General features: G+C 41.0%; 22 protein-coding genes and 1 other annotated feature. All 22 genes read right to left on the minus strand.

Annotated elements, in window-relative coordinates:
• Positions 1-191: 191 nt before the first annotated feature.
• The 22 genes from HMPREF3106_RS09630 to citC all read right to left on the minus strand — a co-directional run bounded on the left by HMPREF3106_RS09630 (position 192) and on the right by citC (position 19,149).
• Positions 192-473, minus strand: coding sequence for a helix-turn-helix domain-containing protein (locus tag HMPREF3106_RS09630; protein ID WP_246827492.1), 282 nt, complete (start codon positions 471-473; stop codon positions 192-194).
• 184 nt (positions 474-657) lie between these two features.
• Positions 658-1,551, minus strand: a complete 894-nt coding sequence (locus HMPREF3106_RS01035) for an alpha/beta hydrolase (protein ID WP_070443843.1) — start codon at positions 1,549-1,551, stop codon at positions 658-660.
• A 25-nt stretch (positions 1,552-1,576) separates the two neighbouring features.
• Positions 1,577-2,353, minus strand: a complete 777-nt coding sequence (locus HMPREF3106_RS01040) for an alpha/beta fold hydrolase (protein ID WP_070443846.1) — start codon at positions 2,351-2,353, stop codon at positions 1,577-1,579.
• A gap of 153 nt (positions 2,354-2,506) precedes the next feature.
• The gene (gene rplL, locus HMPREF3106_RS01045; RefSeq protein ID WP_005607807.1) at positions 2,507-2,875 is read right to left on the minus strand and encodes a 50S ribosomal protein L7/L12; all 369 of its coding nucleotides are present in this window, start codon (positions 2,873-2,875) and stop codon (positions 2,507-2,509) included.
• A 75-nt stretch (positions 2,876-2,950) separates the two neighbouring features.
• On the minus strand, positions 2,951-3,454 hold the full coding sequence (gene rplJ / locus HMPREF3106_RS01050; protein WP_005607810.1) for a 50S ribosomal protein L10: 504 nt from the start codon (positions 3,452-3,454) through the stop codon (positions 2,951-2,953).
• Between the two features lie 28 nt (positions 3,455-3,482).
• Positions 3,483-3,602 (minus strand) — a sequence feature (ribosomal protein L10 leader region).
• A gap of 85 nt (positions 3,603-3,687) precedes the next feature.
• Positions 3,688-4,377 carry a 50S ribosomal protein L1 gene (gene rplA / locus HMPREF3106_RS01055; RefSeq protein WP_070443849.1) on the minus strand — a complete coding sequence of 230 codons (690 nt, stop codon included), beginning with the start codon at positions 4,375-4,377 and terminating at the stop codon, positions 3,688-3,690.
• Between the two features lie 101 nt (positions 4,378-4,478).
• Positions 4,479-4,904, minus strand: coding sequence for a 50S ribosomal protein L11 (gene rplK / locus HMPREF3106_RS01060; protein WP_005607816.1), 426 nt, complete (start codon positions 4,902-4,904; stop codon positions 4,479-4,481).
• Positions 4,905-5,472: 568 nt separating this feature from the next.
• Positions 5,473-6,666 carry a class I SAM-dependent rRNA methyltransferase gene (locus tag HMPREF3106_RS01065; RefSeq protein ID WP_070443852.1) on the minus strand — a complete coding sequence of 398 codons (1,194 nt, stop codon included), beginning with the start codon at positions 6,664-6,666 and terminating at the stop codon, positions 5,473-5,475.
• On the minus strand, positions 6,666-7,277 hold the full coding sequence (locus HMPREF3106_RS01070; RefSeq protein WP_005607822.1) for a VanZ family protein: 612 nt from the start codon (positions 7,275-7,277) through the stop codon (positions 6,666-6,668). Before HMPREF3106_RS01070 ends, HMPREF3106_RS01065 begins: the two co-directional genes overlap by 1 nt.
• A gap of 27 nt (positions 7,278-7,304) precedes the next feature.
• A complete protein-coding gene (locus HMPREF3106_RS01075; RefSeq protein WP_070443855.1) occupies positions 7,305-8,714 on the minus strand; it encodes a sensor histidine kinase in 1,410 nt (469 codons plus the stop codon).
• Between the two features lie 3 nt (positions 8,715-8,717).
• Positions 8,718-9,425 (minus strand): response regulator transcription factor, encoded by a 708-nt coding sequence (locus HMPREF3106_RS01080; RefSeq protein ID WP_039849258.1) that lies wholly within the window; start codon positions 9,423-9,425, stop codon positions 8,718-8,720.
• Between the two features lie 125 nt (positions 9,426-9,550).
• The gene (locus HMPREF3106_RS01085; protein WP_070443857.1) at positions 9,551-10,087 is read right to left on the minus strand and encodes an NYN domain-containing protein; all 537 of its coding nucleotides are present in this window, start codon (positions 10,085-10,087) and stop codon (positions 9,551-9,553) included.
• A gap of 16 nt (positions 10,088-10,103) precedes the next feature.
• Positions 10,104-10,967 (minus strand): 23S rRNA (guanosine(2251)-2'-O)-methyltransferase RlmB, encoded by an 864-nt coding sequence (gene rlmB, locus HMPREF3106_RS01090; protein WP_070443860.1) that lies wholly within the window; start codon positions 10,965-10,967, stop codon positions 10,104-10,106.
• A 4-nt stretch (positions 10,968-10,971) separates the two neighbouring features.
• On the minus strand, positions 10,972-11,370 hold the full coding sequence (locus HMPREF3106_RS01095; protein WP_070443863.1) for a Mini-ribonuclease 3: 399 nt from the start codon (positions 11,368-11,370) through the stop codon (positions 10,972-10,974).
• The gene (cysS, locus tag HMPREF3106_RS01100; protein WP_070443866.1) at positions 11,367-12,776 is read right to left on the minus strand and encodes a cysteine--tRNA ligase; all 1,410 of its coding nucleotides are present in this window, start codon (positions 12,774-12,776) and stop codon (positions 11,367-11,369) included. The genes HMPREF3106_RS01095 and cysS overlap by 4 nt, the downstream gene beginning before the upstream one ends.
• Positions 12,773-13,333 (minus strand): serine O-acetyltransferase EpsC, encoded by a 561-nt coding sequence (gene epsC, locus HMPREF3106_RS01105; RefSeq protein WP_049555116.1) that lies wholly within the window; start codon positions 13,331-13,333, stop codon positions 12,773-12,775. The genes cysS and epsC overlap by 4 nt, the downstream gene beginning before the upstream one ends.
• Positions 13,334-13,440: 107 nt before the next feature.
• A complete protein-coding gene (locus tag HMPREF3106_RS01110) occupies positions 13,441-14,835 on the minus strand; it encodes an oxaloacetate decarboxylase subunit alpha (RefSeq protein WP_070443869.1) in 1,395 nt (464 codons plus the stop codon).
• 14 nt (positions 14,836-14,849) lie between these two features.
• Positions 14,850-15,401: a citrate lyase holo-[acyl-carrier protein] synthase gene (gene citX, locus HMPREF3106_RS01115; protein WP_049555118.1), complete on the minus strand. Its 552-nt coding sequence runs from the start codon at positions 15,399-15,401 to the stop codon at positions 14,850-14,852.
• Entirely contained in the window at positions 15,394-16,926 is a 1,533-nt protein-coding gene (gene citF / locus HMPREF3106_RS01120) for a citrate lyase subunit alpha (RefSeq protein WP_049555119.1), read from the minus strand. The genes citX and citF overlap by 8 nt, the downstream gene beginning before the upstream one ends.
• Position 16,927: 1 nt before the next feature.
• The gene (gene citE, locus HMPREF3106_RS01125; protein ID WP_049555120.1) at positions 16,928-17,815 is read right to left on the minus strand and encodes a citrate (pro-3S)-lyase subunit beta; all 888 of its coding nucleotides are present in this window, start codon (positions 17,813-17,815) and stop codon (positions 16,928-16,930) included.
• Positions 17,803-18,111 carry a citrate lyase acyl carrier protein gene (gene citD / locus HMPREF3106_RS01130; protein ID WP_048709855.1) on the minus strand — a complete coding sequence of 103 codons (309 nt, stop codon included), beginning with the start codon at positions 18,109-18,111 and terminating at the stop codon, positions 17,803-17,805. The genes citE and citD overlap by 13 nt, the downstream gene beginning before the upstream one ends.
• A 27-nt stretch (positions 18,112-18,138) precedes the next feature.
• Positions 18,139-19,149, minus strand: a complete 1,011-nt coding sequence (gene citC, locus HMPREF3106_RS01135; RefSeq protein WP_049555121.1) for a [citrate (pro-3S)-lyase] ligase — start codon at positions 19,147-19,149, stop codon at positions 18,139-18,141.
• Positions 19,150-19,160 lie beyond the last annotated feature (11 nt).

Here is a 19,160-nt window from a genome sequence, read left to right on the forward strand (position 1 = left end):
TTTCTGATAATAAAACACCATTCTTCTCAGCCACTACATCAACTTTAGTTAATTCAAAATAGTAAGTAGATTTAGCCATTTTCATCGCTTTAAGAAGATGTTTTAGTTATTATCCTACTTCTCGTAATTCCTTGATGATCGCTGCTTTCTCGCCTTGAGAAGCGCAGCTTCCTGTTCTTCTCTCAAGGTTCTCATTTTTTTATAACAGCAATTTCAGCTTCTAAATATGCATTTCGTTCACGTAATCGAACTAATTCTTCTCGTTCGGATTCTGAAAGGTTATCAGGTATAGCTTTTTTATTCATAATAGGCTCCTTAGATAATGGTCGTCCTCTCTTCTTATTCTTTAGACCATTATATCCATAAGTCAGATACTTGTGAACCCAAGAACTTAATAATCCATCACTAATTCCTTCTGAAAAAGAAACTTCTGTAAGAGTTTTTCCATTTAAAATCTGTAGAACAAATGTCAATTTTTCTTCTAAAACTCTTTTGCTTAACTTTTTCAGGCGTTTCTGCCCACGTTCCTTGTCGATACAATTCTACTCATTTCATTTTGAACTCAAATGAGTAACGCATAATAAATACCCCCTTTACTGGTTTGTCCAGTAAAGGGGGTACATATCACAACAGGATGGTTCTTTTTCTGTTTGCCTTTTACCGTTCCATGATTTTTCGAACGAATTTGATTTGCTCTTGATTACAAGTTTGTCCCACTTTATTCTTTAAATTCAAATGGAATACATGCCCTTGGGTTTTCTTGTTATTCCCGTACTCTTTAAACACAAAATCAATTTTCTTTTGCTCCAACACTTCTTTCAATCGGTGCGAATGCTTTCGTAGGAAATCCCCATTACTAGTGGCTAAGTATACAGGTGGAAAATCTGGTGTAATGTAACGAACCGGGCTCATTTTCTTAATAGAAGATCCTGTTGGCTTTTCTCCAAGAATATCCGTTAAGAACGGCGTTAATAGCACTCCTCTATGTTCTACTTCCCCTTCCATATCAAAGACTCCGCAATTTAACACGAGCGCCTTTGGAACAAACTTTGGAGACACTGTAATTTTTGGAAACTCTTTTGCATAATCAGAGTTTAATTGAATGGCCGTGTACGCTGTTGCTAAATGTGCTCCCGCTGAATCTCCAACGAAAAAGAGATTTCTTAGATCAAGATGATATTGTTTTGCATTCGTGACAACCCACTCCATAATGCTTCCTACATCTTCTAAAGGAGCTGGAAAAGTGTGCTTTGGCGCGAGTCTGTAGCTAGCATTCACCACTGCAAACCCCTGAGCAGCTAAATACATACAATACGGAGCGTATACCTTCTTATCCCCGTAAACCCAAGCGCCTCCGTGAATATTTAGGAGTACAGGCAATTTGCCTTCCTTGTCTTTTGGACGATAGAGGTCCAGCAGATGCCACTTGTCGCAGGATCCATAAGATAAATTTTCAACAGTCTCTACATTCGTTGGTGGAACCCAACCCAAGTCTCGTTTTAAGTCCCCGATGGTAAATAACGTACGGACAATATGACTCGTAAGTGACATTGCTAAACCTCCTTTCCTTTTAATACTATTCGGCACCTTCTAAAAATGGTGTTACTAATTCCATCCACTCCAACGGAAGATAAGTGGATAAATATCCATGATTATATCCCTTCGCCTCATACAGTCTGCAATTAGGATGCATCTGTTGAAATAGCTTTGCCGATTCCTTCACGCACTTCATTTCTTTTTCACCATAAATATAGAGAACCTCAGCTGAACTATCTGAAATCGCTGGTTTCAATTGATAACTGGCCATATAGGTTTTATAAATCGTTACTAATGTTTTGATGGGCAATCGTGGCATATCTTCCAAATAGTACCGTTCTAATTCTTCTGGATAAGCCATCTTAGGATACATCTTTCTCATGAGTTTTAATTGCATTTTACATGCTGCCTTACCGAACATCAACTTCCCAAAACATTTTACAAAGGCGATACTCATTTTCGCTAGTTTCGGTTGTGGAATGCAGAGACTTCCGTCAATAATGGCTTTATCAGCTATATAAGCATCTAACGAAAGTAACTCCATGACAATTTGCCCACCAAGCGAGACACCACCTAAAGCAAACACATGCCCATCGCATTGGTCTTTTATATACACTAGAATTTCCTGTGCAGATCGCTCAGTAGATACATACTCCTTTTGGTACTCCTCACCATGCCCATCTAGCACTGGTAAAATCACATGATATTTATCTGACAGAAGACGTGCTTGTCGCAAAAAATTCCACCATGAATTTCCTCCACCGTGGATCAATACAATATGAGGATTATGATTATCACCAAATTCATGAAATCTCATCAAAAAGCTCCCTTTCCACTACCATTTCTTTTACTATTGTAACCCAAGCGTTCAAAAAACACATCATAATTCTTCTCAAAGTCAGTTCACATGATTATATCCAACAAAAAAGGTCGGACTGAATAGTCCGACCTTTAAACATGTCATTAAAAATTATTTTAATGTTACTGAAGCGCCAACTTCTTCTAATTGAGCTTTTAATGCTTCAGCTTCTTCTTTAGCTACGCCTTCTTTTAATACGCCAGGAGCGCCATCAACTAATGCTTTAGCTTCTTTTAATCCTAATCCAGTTGCTTCACGAACAACTTTGATTACTTTAATTTTTTGGTCTCCAGCAGAAGTTAATTCTACAGTGAAGTCAGTTTTTTCTTCTGCAGCTTCACCAGCGCCACCTGCTACTACAGCTACAGGAGCTGCTGCTGTTACGCCAAATTCTTCTTCGATAGCTTTTACTAAGTCGTTTAATTCTAATACAGTTGCTTCTTTAATGTCAGCAATGATTTGTTCAATGTTTAATGCCATTTTTAATTTCCTCCATTTTTTGGTTGTTTTAATAATTTTTGTTTGTGTGTTTTTAAAGTTAGCTAGCTCGCTTTATTAAGCTGCTGCGCCATCTTTTTGATCTGCAACGGCTTTGATTGCCAATGCAGTGTTGCGAACTGGTGCTTGTAATACTGATAATAGCATTGAAAGTAACCCTTCGCGGCTTGGTAGTTTTGCAAGAGCTTCGATTTCTTCTTTTGAAGAAACTTTACCCTCAACCACACCTGCTTTAATTTCTAAAGCTTCAACTTTTTTAGCAAAGTCAGCTAAGATTTTAGCAGGAGCTACTACATCTTCGTTACTGAAAGCTACAGCTGATGGTCCTTTGAAAACGTCATCCATTCCTTCTAAACCAGCTTCTTTAGCTGCACGTGATAAAATGCTGTTTTTAACAACGGCAAATTGTACACCTGCTTTACGTAATTCTGAACGTAGATTTGTAGCTTGTTCTACAGTAATCCCTAAATAGTCAACAACAACAACTGATGATGCGTTTTTGAACTGTTCAGCAACTTCTGCAACTTGTTGTGCTTTTTTAGCAATGATTGCTTCACTCATCTTCGTTTTTCACCTCCTGAAATTTAGGTAGGGCATAAAAAAACTCTATGCCCACAAAGACACAGAGAAATAAGATCAACTTGTTCTCCCTCGGTAGGATATTAAGGCTAGCGCCCCCTACTGTCTTCGGTCGCATTCAACTTTTATTAGTTTACATGATTGACTCTTCATTGTCAACAAAAAACACTAATAAAAAAGAACCAAGCACATGGCCTGGTTCATTCATTTTTAAATTATAGAGAAGCTACGTCTACTTTAACCCCAGGGCCGAAAGTAGTTGTCACAGCAACGTTACGTACGTATTGACCTTTAACTGTAGCAGGTTTGATACGTAATAATGTTTCGTGAATTGTTTTGAAGTTTTCTACTAATTTTTCATCTGAGAATGAAACTTTACCGATTGGAACGTGGATGTTACCAGCTTTGTCAACACGGTAAGTTACTTTACCAGCTTTGATTTCTTCAACAGCTTTTGTTACGTCCATTGTAACAGTACCTGTTTTAGGGTTTGGCATTAAGCCTTTAGGTCCTAATACACGACCTAAACGACCAACTTCACCCATCATGTCAGGTGTTGCAACGATAACGTCGAACTCAAACCATCCACCAGCGATTTTTTGAGCTAATTCGCTGTCACCAACGTAATCTGCACCAGCTGCTTCAGCTTCTTTAGCTTTTTCACCTTTTGCGAATACTAATACGCGTTGAGTTTTACCAGTTCCGTTTGGAAGTACAACTGCTCCACGTAATTGTTGGTCAGCTTTCTTTGGATCTAAACCTAAACGGTATGCAACTTCTACAGATGCATCAAATTTAGCGAAATCTGTTTCTTTTGCTAATGCGATTGCTTCTTGAACTGGGTAAGCTTTAGAAGAATCGATTTTTTTAGCGGCTTCTAAATATTTTTTGCTTTTCTTTGCCATTGTATAATTTCCTCCTATTGTGTGGTTTTAACGGTTTTACCTCCCACAAAGTCCATGAGTGAAACACTCGTGCTAGGGACTTTTGGAAGCTGCATTTGTTTTTAGCCTTCTACTACAAATCCCATTGAACGGGCTGTACCTTCGACCATGCGCATAGCAGCTTCTACGTCTGCTGCATTTAAGTCAGGTGCTTTTAATTCAGCAATTTCTCTAACTTGATCACGAGTTACAGTAGCAACTTTTTTCTTGTTTGGTTCGCCTGAACCTTTTTCTACTTTAGCAGCTTTCTTTAATAATACTGCTGCTGGTGGTGTTTTACAGATGAAGTCGAATGAACGGTCTTCATAAACTGAAATCACAACCGGAATGATTAAACCTGCTTGGTCAGCTGTACGAGCATTGAATTCTTTACAGAATCCCATGATGTTCACTTGTGCTTGACCTAAAGCTGGACCTACTGGTGGAGCTGGAGTTGCTTTACCTGCAGGAATTTGTAATTTAACTAGTTTTACAACTTTTTTAGCCACGAGACATTACCTCCTTGATTGTTTCGTGCGTGGTTTAATGGAGATGAAGATTTCTCCTCCCACGGTGTTCCGACATGTGCATTTTCATGCACTTTGGTATTATATCAAAACTTAATTTGCAATGCAATATTTATAGTTCCCTCTTATGTAAAAAAAACTTGCGTTGGTCTTACAAACCACTTCCAATCCTTGGGGATTAATTTATAACCACTGCAATGGGGCACCGGATTGAGCCTTTCGTCTCAATTCTTACCAAGCTTCAAACTGACTCTACGGGTTTCACCCTAGAGTCAGTAATTCACATTGGTTGCTATTCCCCAATGCTGTGGTTATAAAATCCGCAAGTTTTTCGTGGTTTGTAAGAAAATGGGATTTTTTTGCAAAAAAGTGAACTGCTAGAAATCGCGGTGCAATGGGATTTGTGCCAAAAGATGAAAATGACATGTCGGTGCCTATAACGGCCTCCCATGCTGCAAGAATGCGATGAGGACGCATTTTGTGCAGGGAGCAAGAGGTGCTTACAAAAACTGCCCGAAATTCACTTATAAGTGAATTTCGGGCAGTTGTGCTAGTTGTTAAATTCAATAAAGAAAACTTTGAGATAGTCGCTTAGCGGTGTCGCTGCTGGTACTGCAAAATCGCTTGGTAATCCTTTCTTCAAGACAATGCGATAGCGACGATTACCGTCTGCTTCACGAATCCCCTGTTCAATCATTTGTTGGAACTGAGATTCACTCACATTCGCTGCGTTTGTAGATAACACAAGCGTGCCTTTTGGTGCGACTAATGGGGTGATTTGCGCCACTAGTTTCCCGTAATCTTTTGCTACAGAAAAAGTACGCTTCTTCGTACGCGCAAAGCTTGGTGGGTCGACCACAACGGTATCGAATGTCAACTGTTTCTTCAACGCGTATTTGAAATAATCAAAAACGTCCATGACGTAGATTTGTTGTGTCTCAGGGTCAATGTCGTTTACTGCAAATTGTTCTTTTGTTTTCTCGAGGCTACGGTTGGCGACATCTACACTCGTTGTTTTAGTCGCTCCTCCCATCGCTGCAGCTACAGAAAAAGCACCCGTATAACTAAATGTATTTAACACGGTACGGCCGGCACTGTAGCGCTGACGGATTGTTTCACGGACTTCACGTTGGTCCAAAAAGATACCCGTCATTAGTCCTTCGTTCATATAAGTCGCGTATTTAACGCCATTTTCTAATACAATCAGTGGTTCTGGCGCTTCTACCCCTCCGACAAACCTACTTTCTGGTAAATCCGCTTCGTTTTTAAAACGAATCTTTTCGTAGACACCTTTGACACCTTCAAATGCCCCAAGCGCCTGCGTTAAAATCAGGTCACGATAATGATACACGCCTTCGCTGTACCAAGAAACGACAATAAACCCGTCATACCAGTCGATTGTCACTCCGCCAAAGCCATCGCCTTCCCCATTAAAGAGACGAAACGCTGTCGTATCGTCAGAATGCAGGAGGGCACGGCGATTCTCGAATGCAGTTTTGAAGATGCCACTAAAGAATGCATCATCCAATGCTTCGTCTTCCTCGCGGCTATAGACCCACGCAACCCCCTTGTTTTGGAATCCGACATACGCCATTCCTAAAAATCGGTGTTGTTGGTCAACAACTTTTACTACTTCACCTTCATCTGCGCGAAGTTCTTGCGCAAGGTCCATCTGACTAATCAATGGGCTTCCTTTTTTGATGCTCGATGCCGTTTTACTTTTTACGACAATCTTTCCCGTCATTATTTTTTCCTCCGCTTCTTAATCAACCGATACAAGAGAAATCCCAGCCAACTGCCTAGAACATTACAAATAATGTCATCAATATGGCTGACCCCTGTATAAAATATAAACTGTGCAAACTCGATGAAAAACGAGGTCAAGAACCCGTATTTCAGCGAGCGTGATTCTCCTTTTTTACTTCCATACAGCATCCCGCAGAAGAATCCAAGTGGCATAAACCAGACGATATTTCCCACTACATTATAATACGCTGCAAATATCGACCCTTGCATAAAGAGTTTGATACTATCCACAAATGGAACCCACATAATATCTGAGAGTGGATGCATGACAAATTCCACGGTAAAGGATTCATCTAAGTTTCTAAAAATCGTCACCTGCGAAAGTAGAATTAAATAGAAGATAAATAAATTGCGATAGAGTTCCCATTTCCACACAATTCGTTTTCTTTTTCTAAACAATAAAGAAATAGACCAAACGATCAACCATCCTATAAAGAGGACGATAGCGTGGTCTAAGCTAAAAATAAACAAACGAACAAGTGGAAGATGGTTCACTCGGTCCGCAAAAATCTCTACTATCCATCGATAGAATGGACCTAATAAATACATGGTCTTCCTCCTTGTTCGTTTTTCAATCTATGATAATTCCGGTTCTCCAGGGAACACTACTCTAAATGTAGTCCCTTGACCGATTTCACTTCGTACAGAGATTCTACCATGATGACTATCCACTAGTGATTTAACAATCGCCAGTCCAAGCCCGCTTTCTCCATACTTCGTACTCTTTCTGGAAATGTCTGCTTTATAGAAACGTTCCCAGATTTCATTAATTTCTCTCTTATCAATTCCAATTCCCGTATCTGAAATTTCAACAATGGCTTTTTTACCATCGTTCCAAGCTTTCACCACGATTTTACCATCATCGGTAAATTGGTTTGCGTTTTTCGTAATGTTCACCAAAATTTGTACAAACCGGTCATAATCCGCATATACACTAAACTCTGGGTCACATTCATAAGAGATTTCATTATTTTTCACTTTAGTCAGTGCTTGCATTTGTTCCACAACCGCTCGGATTGCTCCAAGGCCTGCAAAACGATGTTGCACTAACACGATTTGGTTTGAACGAATTTTTTCATAGTCCAGATTTTCATTGACGAGTCGAATTAATCGTTGCGTTTCACTTGAAATGAGTTCAAGCGAACGTCCTCTTCTAGATTCAGGAACCATATTGTATTTCAAACCATCTAACAAGCCGTTCATCGTTGTTAGGGGTGTTCTCATTTCATGAGCCACGTCCATCATAAATTGCCTACGAACATTTTCTTGTCGCTCGACTTCTTTTTCCATTTCACGTAAGGAACGCGCCATGCTATTAAAGTCTCGCATCAATTCGTCAAACTCATCTTGGCTATCTACTTTCAACTGAACGTCAAAGTCCCCTTCAGAAATTTTATGGGTGGCTTGACGCAATTTATTAATGCGTCTGTTTTGATAGTTCGCAAAAATAAAGCTCATCAACATTCCAATAATTCCTGCCGCACCAAACGCGATAAACATCGAGTTTCTGAGTTCTCTCACTTCTGTTTGGATACGACTGATAGGACTCGCTAAAGCAACATATCCTTTATATTGCTTTTCTTTAATAATCGGATAATAAACGGTCAATAAGTTTTCTACAGGATCCCCTGAGAAGTCTGTTTGAACCTCTTTTAAGTTAATGGCAGATCCGTTTTTTAGGTGATTTAACTCCTCTTCTGATAACGAGTTTTCACTAGCAGGATGCTTCGACGGAAAAGTCATATTGTTTTGTTCGTCAAAAATTGCAATAGTGACATTTTCTTCTTTTAAAGCTGTCCCTATTTTTTTAATATCCGCATAGCTCATCTCGGAAGCAATAATCCCTTTGGCATAAGACTGCAATTGTTGCGATCTTTGCGTGTAGATATTATTGCTCATTACATTATAGAAAAGAATTCCACAAGCAACAATGGTTACTAACACAACGGATAGGAACCCAAATAGTTGCTGATAAAAGTACTTCATTGATTACAACTCACTATCATCAAATTTATACCCTACGCCCCATACTGTATGAATCACGTGTGGTCCTACAGCTTCAATCTTTTGGCGAAGTTTCTTAATATGAGCATCTACTGTACGTTCATCGCCGTAGAATGGATCTTCCCAGATTTTTGTTAATAGATGTTCACGGGTGAATACTTGGCGTTGATGTTTCGCCATCACCATTAATAAGTCAAACTCTTTTGGTGTTAAGTTTTCGATTTGTTTTCCATCGATAAACGCTTCATGCGTCTTCGTATTGATTTTGACATGATCTGTTTCTACATCGAACGTTGACAATGCCCCGCTACCTGAAGCTGATGATCTTTGTGTACGACGTAAAAGTGCTTTAATACGTGCCATAATCGTTACCGCGCTAAATGGTTTCGCCACATAGTCGTCCGCTCCGATTTCAAGACCAATGACTTGGTCACTTTCAGAGTCACGAGCTGTCAGCATCACGATTGGAACAGCTTGATTTACCTGACGGATTTGACGGCAAATTTGCATGCCATCCATGCTAGGTAAGTTTACATCTAAAATCACAATGCCCCATTTGGATTGATTTTCCATAAAAGCATCGAAGCCTTCTTTTCCATCATGATAGAAACTTGCTTTCCAGCCTTCGTTTTCAAAAAACATTTCCATCATTTCGCAAACTGCTTCTGTATCTTCAATCATTAAAACATGCATCATTTACACTCCTTTTTCACGTAAATCTTATTCATTATAAAGTTTCTTCACAGATTATACACTGTTATTATGAAATCATAGGCGACTAATTGTGAATATTATATGAATAAAGCTCTAAAACTGAACTATTCCTTCCGTTTCTTAGACCCTAAACTGAATCGCAAGTGATTCAATAAGGACAGTTGAGCGTCACTCCACGGATTTCTTCTGCCGTTTCCTTTTTGATGAAAATGACGCGTAAGCTCTGTCTGTTTATCGCGACTGCTCTCTAATTCCTTATAAAAATCCCGTGCAGACTTTCGAAGCGCTCCTTTTTGGAAGATAAGCCACTGCTGGGCTAAGTCGCTAGTTGCAACAGACACTTGAATGAGTCGCGTGTTCATTTCGGAAACGGTGCGTTCAATATAACTATCAGCCGTTTCTCCTTCAGAGGTGAAAATCACTTTCACTTGCGCCTGGTCAAACGACTGCGTAATCCCTGGTACAAATTGGGCGTCGAACACAATCCAGACTTCGATATTTTCAAACTTCTGAAAATTCGAGCAGCGTTGAATGAGTAAATCTCGTGCGCTCTCTAAGTCGTCTTGCTTCTTTAAAGCGACCAGTTCCGGCCACGCTCCAATCATATTGTATCCATCTACAATATAGAGTTGCTTTTTCAACCTGGTCCCTCCGTTTCTATAGCGAACGATTACGGAAGACTTCGTACATCATTAAAGCACTTGCCACACTCGCATTGAGACTTTGCACATGCCCGACCATTGGGATCGTAACCATCTCATCGACGCTTTCTTTTACAATCCGAGATACGCCTTTTCCTTCGTTCCCCATCACAATTGCAAGAGGCCCTTTCGTATTCCATTTGCGGTAGTCAGTTCCGTTCATATCGGTTCCAAACACCCATACGCCACGAGCCTTCAATTGTTCAATGGTCTGTGTCAAATTCGTCACACGGACAACTGGCACATGTTCAATCGCTCCGGTGGATGCTTTGGCAACGGTCGCCGTCAGTGAAGCGGAACGGCGTTTTGGAATAATAATACCGTGAACGCCTGTTGCATCAGCCGTTCGTAAAATACTTCCTAAGTTATGAGGATCTTCCACACCGTCTAGAATAACGATAAATGGATCCTCCCCTTTTTCTTCAGCTTTCTTGAAGACATCTTCCAAGTCGGCGTATTCATAGGCTGCAATCGAAGCTACAAGGCCTTGATGAACCGCATTTCCAACCAAATCTTCAATCTTTGTCTTCGGAACAGTTTGAACTTGAATGCCTTTTTCACGTGCGAGTTCAATGACTTTTGCGGCATCTCTTCCAGAAGTTCCTTCTTGGATAAAGACACGGTTCACACGATCTGGTGTTTGCAAGGCTTCCACCACTGCATGGCGTCCAAACACAAAGTCCACTACATCCTGAGCTTCAACATGTTCTACGTGTTCCCGAGTAGGTCGTTGTCTCTTCTCAGCGCGCTCTGAACGCCCACGGTCTGAGCGATTTCCGTTTCTTGATTTCTTCTTTGGTGCATATTCATTTCGTGCCATATTGCTATTCACCTTCCACTTGTTGTAAGCACCAGTTGATGAGTTCTTCTAGGCGTGCTTGTTGGCCTGATAAATATAAGTACCCCATCAATGCTTCAAACCCAGTCGCAATACGGTAAGTTCCTACGTCTGCATTTTTGGCAACCGTATGACTCTTACTATTGCGTCCTCGTTTATAAATTTCTAATTCTTCTTCATTTAAGAAGTTTTCTTGTTCCAGCATTTGTTGCATCAATCGTGCTTGTGCTTTTGCTGAAACAAACTTCGTTGCGGTCGCATGTAATTGATTTGGCTTTGTAAGCCCTTTTTGCATCACGTGATTTCTGACATACACTTCATAAATCCCGTCACCCATATAGGCGAGTGCCAAACCGTTTAGCAGCTTCCAGTTTTTTTCTGTCATGCTTCTCTTCTCCATCTTGTTCCTTGTGGAGTGTCTTCTAATACAATCCCTTGTTCTTTTAATAAATCACGAATCTCGTCACTGCGAGCAAAATTCTTCGCCTTACGCGCTTCAAGACGTTCGTCGATTAATGCTTGAATATCATCATCGAGCAGTGCTTCTTGTTTTTCCACGATACCGAAGATTCCAAATAGAACCGCTGCTTTTTCAAGGAGTGCTTCCAGTACTGCTTTAGAAACCACTTCTTGTTCTAAATACACATTCCATTCTTTCAACCATTGATATAGCACCGTCATGCCGTTTGCCGCATTGAAGTCATCATCCATTTCTTTTTGGAAATCTGCTTCAATCGCTTCGAATTTCGCTAGACGTTCTGCATCTTCTGGCAATGCATCTACGGCTGTTTCTAGGCGGTAACGTGCATTTTTGAAGGTCGTTTGTACCTTTTCAAGGTTCACGGCTGCTTCTTGAAGAGCCGCTTCGCTAAATTTCAACGGACGACGGTAGTGCGCACTTGCTAAGAAGAAACGAAGCACTTGAGGGTCGAGTTGTTGGATTAAGTCGTGAACAAGCACGAAGTTTCCGAGCGATTTACTCATTTTCTCCTCGCCCATCGTCACGAATGCATTGTGCATCCAGTAGTTCGCGAATTTTTTCCCTGTTTTGGATTCACTTTGCGCGATTTCGTTTTCATGGTGAGGGAACGCTAAGTCTTGTCCTCCCCCATGAATATCGATGGTATCCCCTAGGTGTTTTGTCGCCATAACAGAGCATTCAATATGCCAACCTGGACGACCTTTCCCCCATGGAGAGTTCCAGCTGATTTCGTTTGGTTTTGCGCTCTTCCATAATGCAAAATCTAACGGATTGCGTTTCTTCGCATCATCCTCAGAGGCGGTACGATTACTTGCCCCCATCTGTAAGTCTTCGATGCGTTGGTCGCTGAGTTTTCCATAACCTTCGAATTTTTCAGTGATGAAATACACATCACCTTCTGATTCGTAGGCCATCCCTTTATCAACTAAGCCTGCTACAAAGGCAATAATGTCATCCATGGTATTCATAACCGTTGGATTTAAAGTCGCCTTCTTCACATTTAGCGCGTTTGTATCTTCAAAGAACGCTTCGATATATTTTTTTGAGACTTCTTCAGCTGTCATGCCTGTTTCATTGGCCGCTCGAATGATTTTATCGTCCACATCTGTAAAGTTCGAAACGAAATTCACGTCATAACCGCGGTATTCAAAGTATCGGCGAATCGTATCAAAGGAAACCGTACTACGAGCATTCCCGATATGAATATAGTTATAAACCGTTGGACCGCACACATACATACGTACTTTGCCTTCTTCAATCGGTTTGAATGCTTCTTTTTGTCTTGTTAAAGTATTGTAGATTTGAATCATAATTTTCCTCCGATAGTAGTATCTCTTTCAATCTCTTCTGGTGTATGGATGCGAACCACTCGTGCCGGCAATCCTACCGCCGTTGTATGTGGTGGAATATCGTCTAGAACGACTGCCGCTGCTCCAATTTTGGCATATTCTCCAACCGTTACAGGTCCAATGACTTGCGAATGCGCCGATAAGAGCACACCGTTTTCGATGGTCGGATGGCGTTTACCAGTGTCTTTCCCAGTTCCACCTAAGGTTACCGCGTGGAACATTTTCACATCGTCTCCGATAATGGATGTTTCTCCAATCACGATTCCCATGCCATGGTCGATAAAGAACCGTCTTCCAATCGTAGCCCCTGGATGAATCTCAATTCCCGTGAGGAACCTGCTAAAGCCACTAACCATTCGTGCAAGGAGTCTCAGTTTTGCCTTCGTATGTAACCAATGCGCAGCGCGGTGCAAGACCGTTGCGTGATATCCTGGGTACGTCAAAACGATTTCCAAGCTGCTTCTAGCCGCCGGATCATTTCTTTTATAAGTTTCCATATCTTCTCTAAAACGTCCCATTCCTTCACTTCCTTCGCATTGTCTTTCCCCTCATTATAGCACAGTTTAAAGCACACAAAAAGCTGAAAAGCAGGGCTACAGGGCCTAGCTTTTCAGCTTTCTAAAAATTATTGTAAGTCTAAAGTCACATCTACTGTTTGTAATGGTACATCGTAGAATGGATCTTCGCGGCGACCTAAGAAGTCTTTTGCTTGTTGTGGGAAGAGTGCGTACATTAACACATCTTCGTCAGATTTAGCGTATTCTTTAATCTCTTCGCGAATTTCTGGTAATTGATCTTCGATTAAGTCAGCTGGACGAACCGTCACAACTTCTGCATCGCCGATAATTTTTTCTTTCACTTCAGGATTAATTTCTGCTGGAGCTTGTCCATATAATCCTAAAACGTAGTCTTTGATTTCTTTTGGAACGAGTTTGAAACGTTCGCCCGAAATCACGTTCATTACCGCTTGTGTCCCAACCATTTGTGATAATGGCGTTACAAGTGGTGGGTAACCTAAGTCCGCACGAACTTTAGGCACTTCTGCTAATACTTCTTCGTATTTGTCCGCTAAACCTTGTTCTGTTAATTGACTTAATAGGTTTGATAGCATTCCACCAGGTACTTGGTAAATTAATGTTTTTGGTTCTGTATCTTTAACTTTAGGGTTTAAGATACCTTCTGCACGGAATTTATCACGAATGCCGTTGAAATGAGCTGTTGCTTCTTCCACTTTCTTCATGTCCACGCCAGTGTTAAATCCTAATTCTTCTAAAGATAAGACCATTGATTCAGTTGCAGGTTGGCTTGTACCACCAGAGAATGATGATAAGCAAGTATCGATAATGTCTGCGCCTGCTTCAGCTACTTTTAAGTAAGTCATTTCAGAAATACCGCTTGTAGCATGCGTGTGAACTTCTAAAGGAAGATCAGTTTTTTCTTTAATACGGCTTACTAATTCGTAACCTGTTTGAGGTGTTAATACCCCAGCCATGTCTTTAATACAGATTGAGTCTGCACCGAATTCTGCCATGCGTCCTACTAAATCAACGTAGTAGTCCACAGTGTGAACAGGACTTGTTGTGTAAGAAATCGCTGTTTGGCAGTGTCCGCCTGCTAATTTTGTTGCTTCGATAGATGTCTTCATGTTACGAACATCGTTTAAAGCATCGAATACACGAATAATGTCGATTCCGTTTTGTACAGATTTTTCTACGAATAAACGTACCACATCATCAGCATAGTTACGGTATCCTAATAGGTTTTGTCCACGTAATAACATTTGCAACTTTGTATCTTTTACTGCTGCGCGAATTTGACGTAGACGTTCCCATGGGTCTTCATTCAAGAAACGAATACAAGAGTCAAAAGTTGCTCCTCCCCATACTTCTAAAGCATGGAAGCCAGCTTGATCTAATGTTTCCAAGATTGGTAACATATCTTCAGTTGACATACGAGTCGCGATTTGACTTTGTTGTCCGTCACGCAAAACCGTTTCAGTTAAACGGATAATTTTGCTCATAATATCTTCCTTTCTTAAGGTCTTTGGGTCGATGTGTATGCTGCAATCATGTGAGCGATATGCTCTTGCATTTCTAGGACGGTATGCTTTCTAGAACGGGCGCATACTTTTGCTTCCTCATTGCAGATAAAACAACGTCTTGGAGGCATTCCAAGAGCTGTTCTGGAAATTGGAGTTGGTGTCTCTCCGGCCATTTCCACGAGATCGATATCCAGTAATCGTCCGAGCGGGTGTCCTTCTTCAAACTCCGTACAAGCGCGCTTTACATCAAGTGCATCTGCGCGAAGAACTCGGTAAAACTCCATTCCTGTCGCAAGTGAGAAATCTTCTTGTTGAAGTTTCTCAAAAGACTGTAAAGCCTCATCCAATTCAGAAATTACAGAGGCGAAGATGGTTGTAATCGCCTCTGAATTTTTCACAGGACCTGGAATATTGAGTGTAATAGACACCAATACACACGGGTTAAATTGTTCTAGTAATTGTTGTTGGGTATGAGCACGTCTTTCTCTGGCATCAAGCATTTGCATGATGTCTACCGGTGCCCCGTCAAACAAGGAATTAAACATTGCGAACAACGTCGATGATGCTTCCATCACGGTATTCAATCACCGCAACCACTTTGTCACCATATTGGATTGGTTCTGGGTTTCCAACGATGCTGTATGCTTTTTCTTGTAATTCTTTGATTGTGTATTGAGGTACATCTAACCCTTTGAAGTGTTCAATTAAGTCTTGACGGTTAGGGTTGATGGCAATACCGATTTCAGTAACAACCACGTCCACACTTGTACCAGGAGTAATCACAGTATTTACTGATTCTACGAATGTAGGGATGCGTCCACGTACTAATGGGCTGATAACCATAGACATTTTTGAAGCAAAGGCTGTATCACAGTGACCACCCGAAGCTCCACGGATAACGCCGTCAGAACCTGTCATTACGTTTACGTTGAAGTCTGTATCTACTTCTAAAGCAGAAAGGATTGCAACGTCTAAACGGTTGATTACTGAACCTTTAGATAAAGGGTTTGCGTACATGCTTGCGTCAATTTCATAGTGGTTTGCATTGTTTGCAAGTGAAATTGCAGATGGGTGGTCGAAGTCTTGAACGTCGATGACTTTCTCAACTAAACCTTCTTCTAACAATTCGCACATTGAGTTTGTAATACCACCAAGTACAAAGCTTGCTTTGATGCCGTCTTTAATCATTGCTTCACGGATGAAACGAGTTGCAGCAAGAGAAGCTCCACCTGTACCAGTTTGGAATGAGAATCCTTCTTTGTAATATGGAGAACCAGTGATTACTTTAGCAGCGTATTCTGCGATTAATAATTCTTTAGGGTTCTTAGTGAAACGAGTTGCCCCTTTAGCAATCCCTTTAGGATCCCCGATTTCATCTACTACAACCACGTAGTCCACGTCTGTTTGTGGAATGCTGATTGGAGTGTTTGGATAAGGTACAAGGCTATCTGTAATCGCAACTACTTGGTCAGCGTATTTAGCGTCGATCATTGCGTATCCTAAAGAACCGCAAGTTGCTTTTCCTTTTGTACCATTGATGTTACCGTACTCGTCAGAACTTGGAGCTCCAAGGAAGGCAACGTCGATGTGGATGTCTCCTGCAGTGATTGCACGAGCACGTCCACCGTGTGAACGAATCACAACTGGGTTTTCCATGATACCGCTAGAGATGGCTGCCCCTAATTTATCACGTAAACCTGATGAAGTAATGTTTGTTACAACACCGTTTTTGATATGTTCGATTAATGGTTCGTGTACGTTTGCGATTGAAGAAGGCGCGATTGATAGGTTTTTAATTCCCATTTTCGCAATTTCATCCATAACCATGTTAATCACATAGTCTCCTTCACGGAAGTGGTGGTGGAATGAAATTGTCATGCCATCTTTTAAGCCAGTTTTTTCAATAGCTTCACGAATACTACCTAATAATTTTTCTTGACGAGGTTCAACAGGTTTGATTTTACGGCTAGCTGCTTCATAAGGTTTAATGCGAGCTAACTCACCTTCGTATACCCCATATTGATCTGCATATTCTTGTGGAATTTCACGTCCAGCTTTATTTAATACCATCTTAAATTTCCTCCTCGCTAATCAATCCAGCCGCTTTCGCCAATGCGATTACGCGCTCAGCACGTTCCACGATTGGTTTGTCGACCATTTTACCGTTAACTGAGATAACACCTGAACCTTTTGCTTCCGCTTCTCGAATTCCCCAGATAACTTCTTTAGCGTTTTGAATTTCTTTTTCTGTTGGTGCATATACTGCATTAGCCACAGGAATTTGACGAGGGTTAATAACAGATTTTCCATCGAAACCTAATTGTTTGATGCGTTCTACTTCTTCACGGAATCCATCCATGTTGTCTACGTTAGAGTAAACAGTATCGATTGCAGCGATTCCAGCAGCACGAGCAGCGTGTAAGATCATGCTACGAGCGAAGAATAACTCTTGTCCATCAGGGTAACGACGAGTTTTCATGTTTGTTACGTAGTCTTCAGCACCTAAAGCGATCCCGATTAAACGGTCACTTGCTTTAGCGATTTCGCGAGCGTTTAACACCCCTTCAGCTGATTCAATCGCAGCCATCATTTTAGTGCGACCTACAGGGATGTTGTTTTCACGTTCAACGCGAGTGATGATTTCATCCACGTCTACGATATCTTGCGCTGTTTCAGTTTTTGGTAAACGAACCACGTTTACGCCAGCAAGTACAACTGCTTCAATATCTAAAGCACCTGTTGTATCTAAACCGTTGATACGTACAACTGTTTCTACATTGCTGTAGTCAAAAGTTTTTAGTGCGAAGTGTACTAATACACGAGCTGAGTCTTTCTCTTTTAAAGATACAGCATCTTCTAAGTCAAACATAATTGAGTCTGCGCCGTAAAGTGGAGCATCACGCAACATTGCTGCGTTTGAACCAGGTACGAACATCATTGTTCTTCTTAAGCGTTCCATGAGTCGATCTCCTTCCAGTCGTAGTTTTCAACTTCTGCTGCACGGTGAACAACTGTCACTGTACGAGCTTGAATTGTGCAATCTAAAGCCCCTTTATCAACTGCGATGACTTCTGCTGAAGTAACCCCTAATTCTTTTAAAGTTTCTTCAATCACACGACGGATTTGATTTCCGAATTGTTTTTCGACACTACTTTCTAATTGAATGTCGATTCGACCAGCGGTACTTGGATTTAAAGTGATCATGATATCACTTGATTCCAAAGTGCCGACTACTGCACTTTTTTTAATTTCCATTATTGTTTCCACCTTTTCTTTTGGATTTTAACCAATGAAATGTTTTTCTTCTAAATAATGATACGTAGTTGCTGGAACGAGCTGTTTCAACTCGTCTACGTTTTTGTCTTGAATGGCAGCGCGCACCCGCGTCGCACTCACCACTTCGTCCCCGGCAGAAAGTCTGTCTATAATCACTAGCTCTAAGTCGCTCCCAAAAGCAGTTCTTAGCGCGTCATTATAAACAGCGGTTACTGGGGAGAGTGGTTCTTGACCAACATAACGTTTAGTCAATTGTAACGTTGGAACAATATTTTCTAAGAAGAGTGTTGCATCCAATGTTGCTTGAACTTTTGCCACTTCCAAATCCGCCTTCTCTTTCAAGAAGTACGATGGGAAAGTCGCACTCGAGACCATGTAGTCTCTGGTTGGAAGCACCGTTACGTTTGGCAGATGACTCACGCCTCGTTTCACCATTTCCATACGGTCATTCGTATTAAAGAACGAACGGTCCTCGGAAACAACGAACACGTAGAGGTGACTCGACTGACTCGCAGCCGTTTCTACCAAGTATTGATGTCCCAGTGTAAAAGGATTCGCATTCATGACGATGGCACTATTGCTACTTCCTTCTACGAAATGTTCTTTTAGTAATTTTAAGTAATCACTAAAGGAAGGGATGCCTTGTTCTAAAAAGGCAAGGTTTTCTGTTTCGGCAATCACGCGGTACCCTAAAGATTTAAAGAAAATAATATTCTTTGGTTTTGTATAGACAAAACTGTTTGTGTAAGAACGTTCTCTTAATTCATCTAGAAGGGCCATCACGAGATGCGTTAACAGATTTTCTGATTGATATTTTTTACAAACCACTAAACATTTCAAAATGTTGCGGTCTAAAGAACCGGTTGCTGCAATGTCACCAGAGTGATGATAAATTGCAATTGTGTAATCGACTTGTTCCGTCTTGCCAAGGTTCGCTTGATCCATTACCCATTCCCAATCTTGACGAGCTTTTTGATCACGATCAAGCCATAATCGTTTGAGAATGAAATTTTCCATGGAACGGCCTC

Origin of the sequence: Granulicatella sp. HMSC31F03 (genome assembly GCF_001807725.1) — a bacterium.
Taxonomy (GTDB): Bacteria; Bacillota; Bacilli; order Lactobacillales; family Aerococcaceae; genus Granulicatella; species Granulicatella adiacens.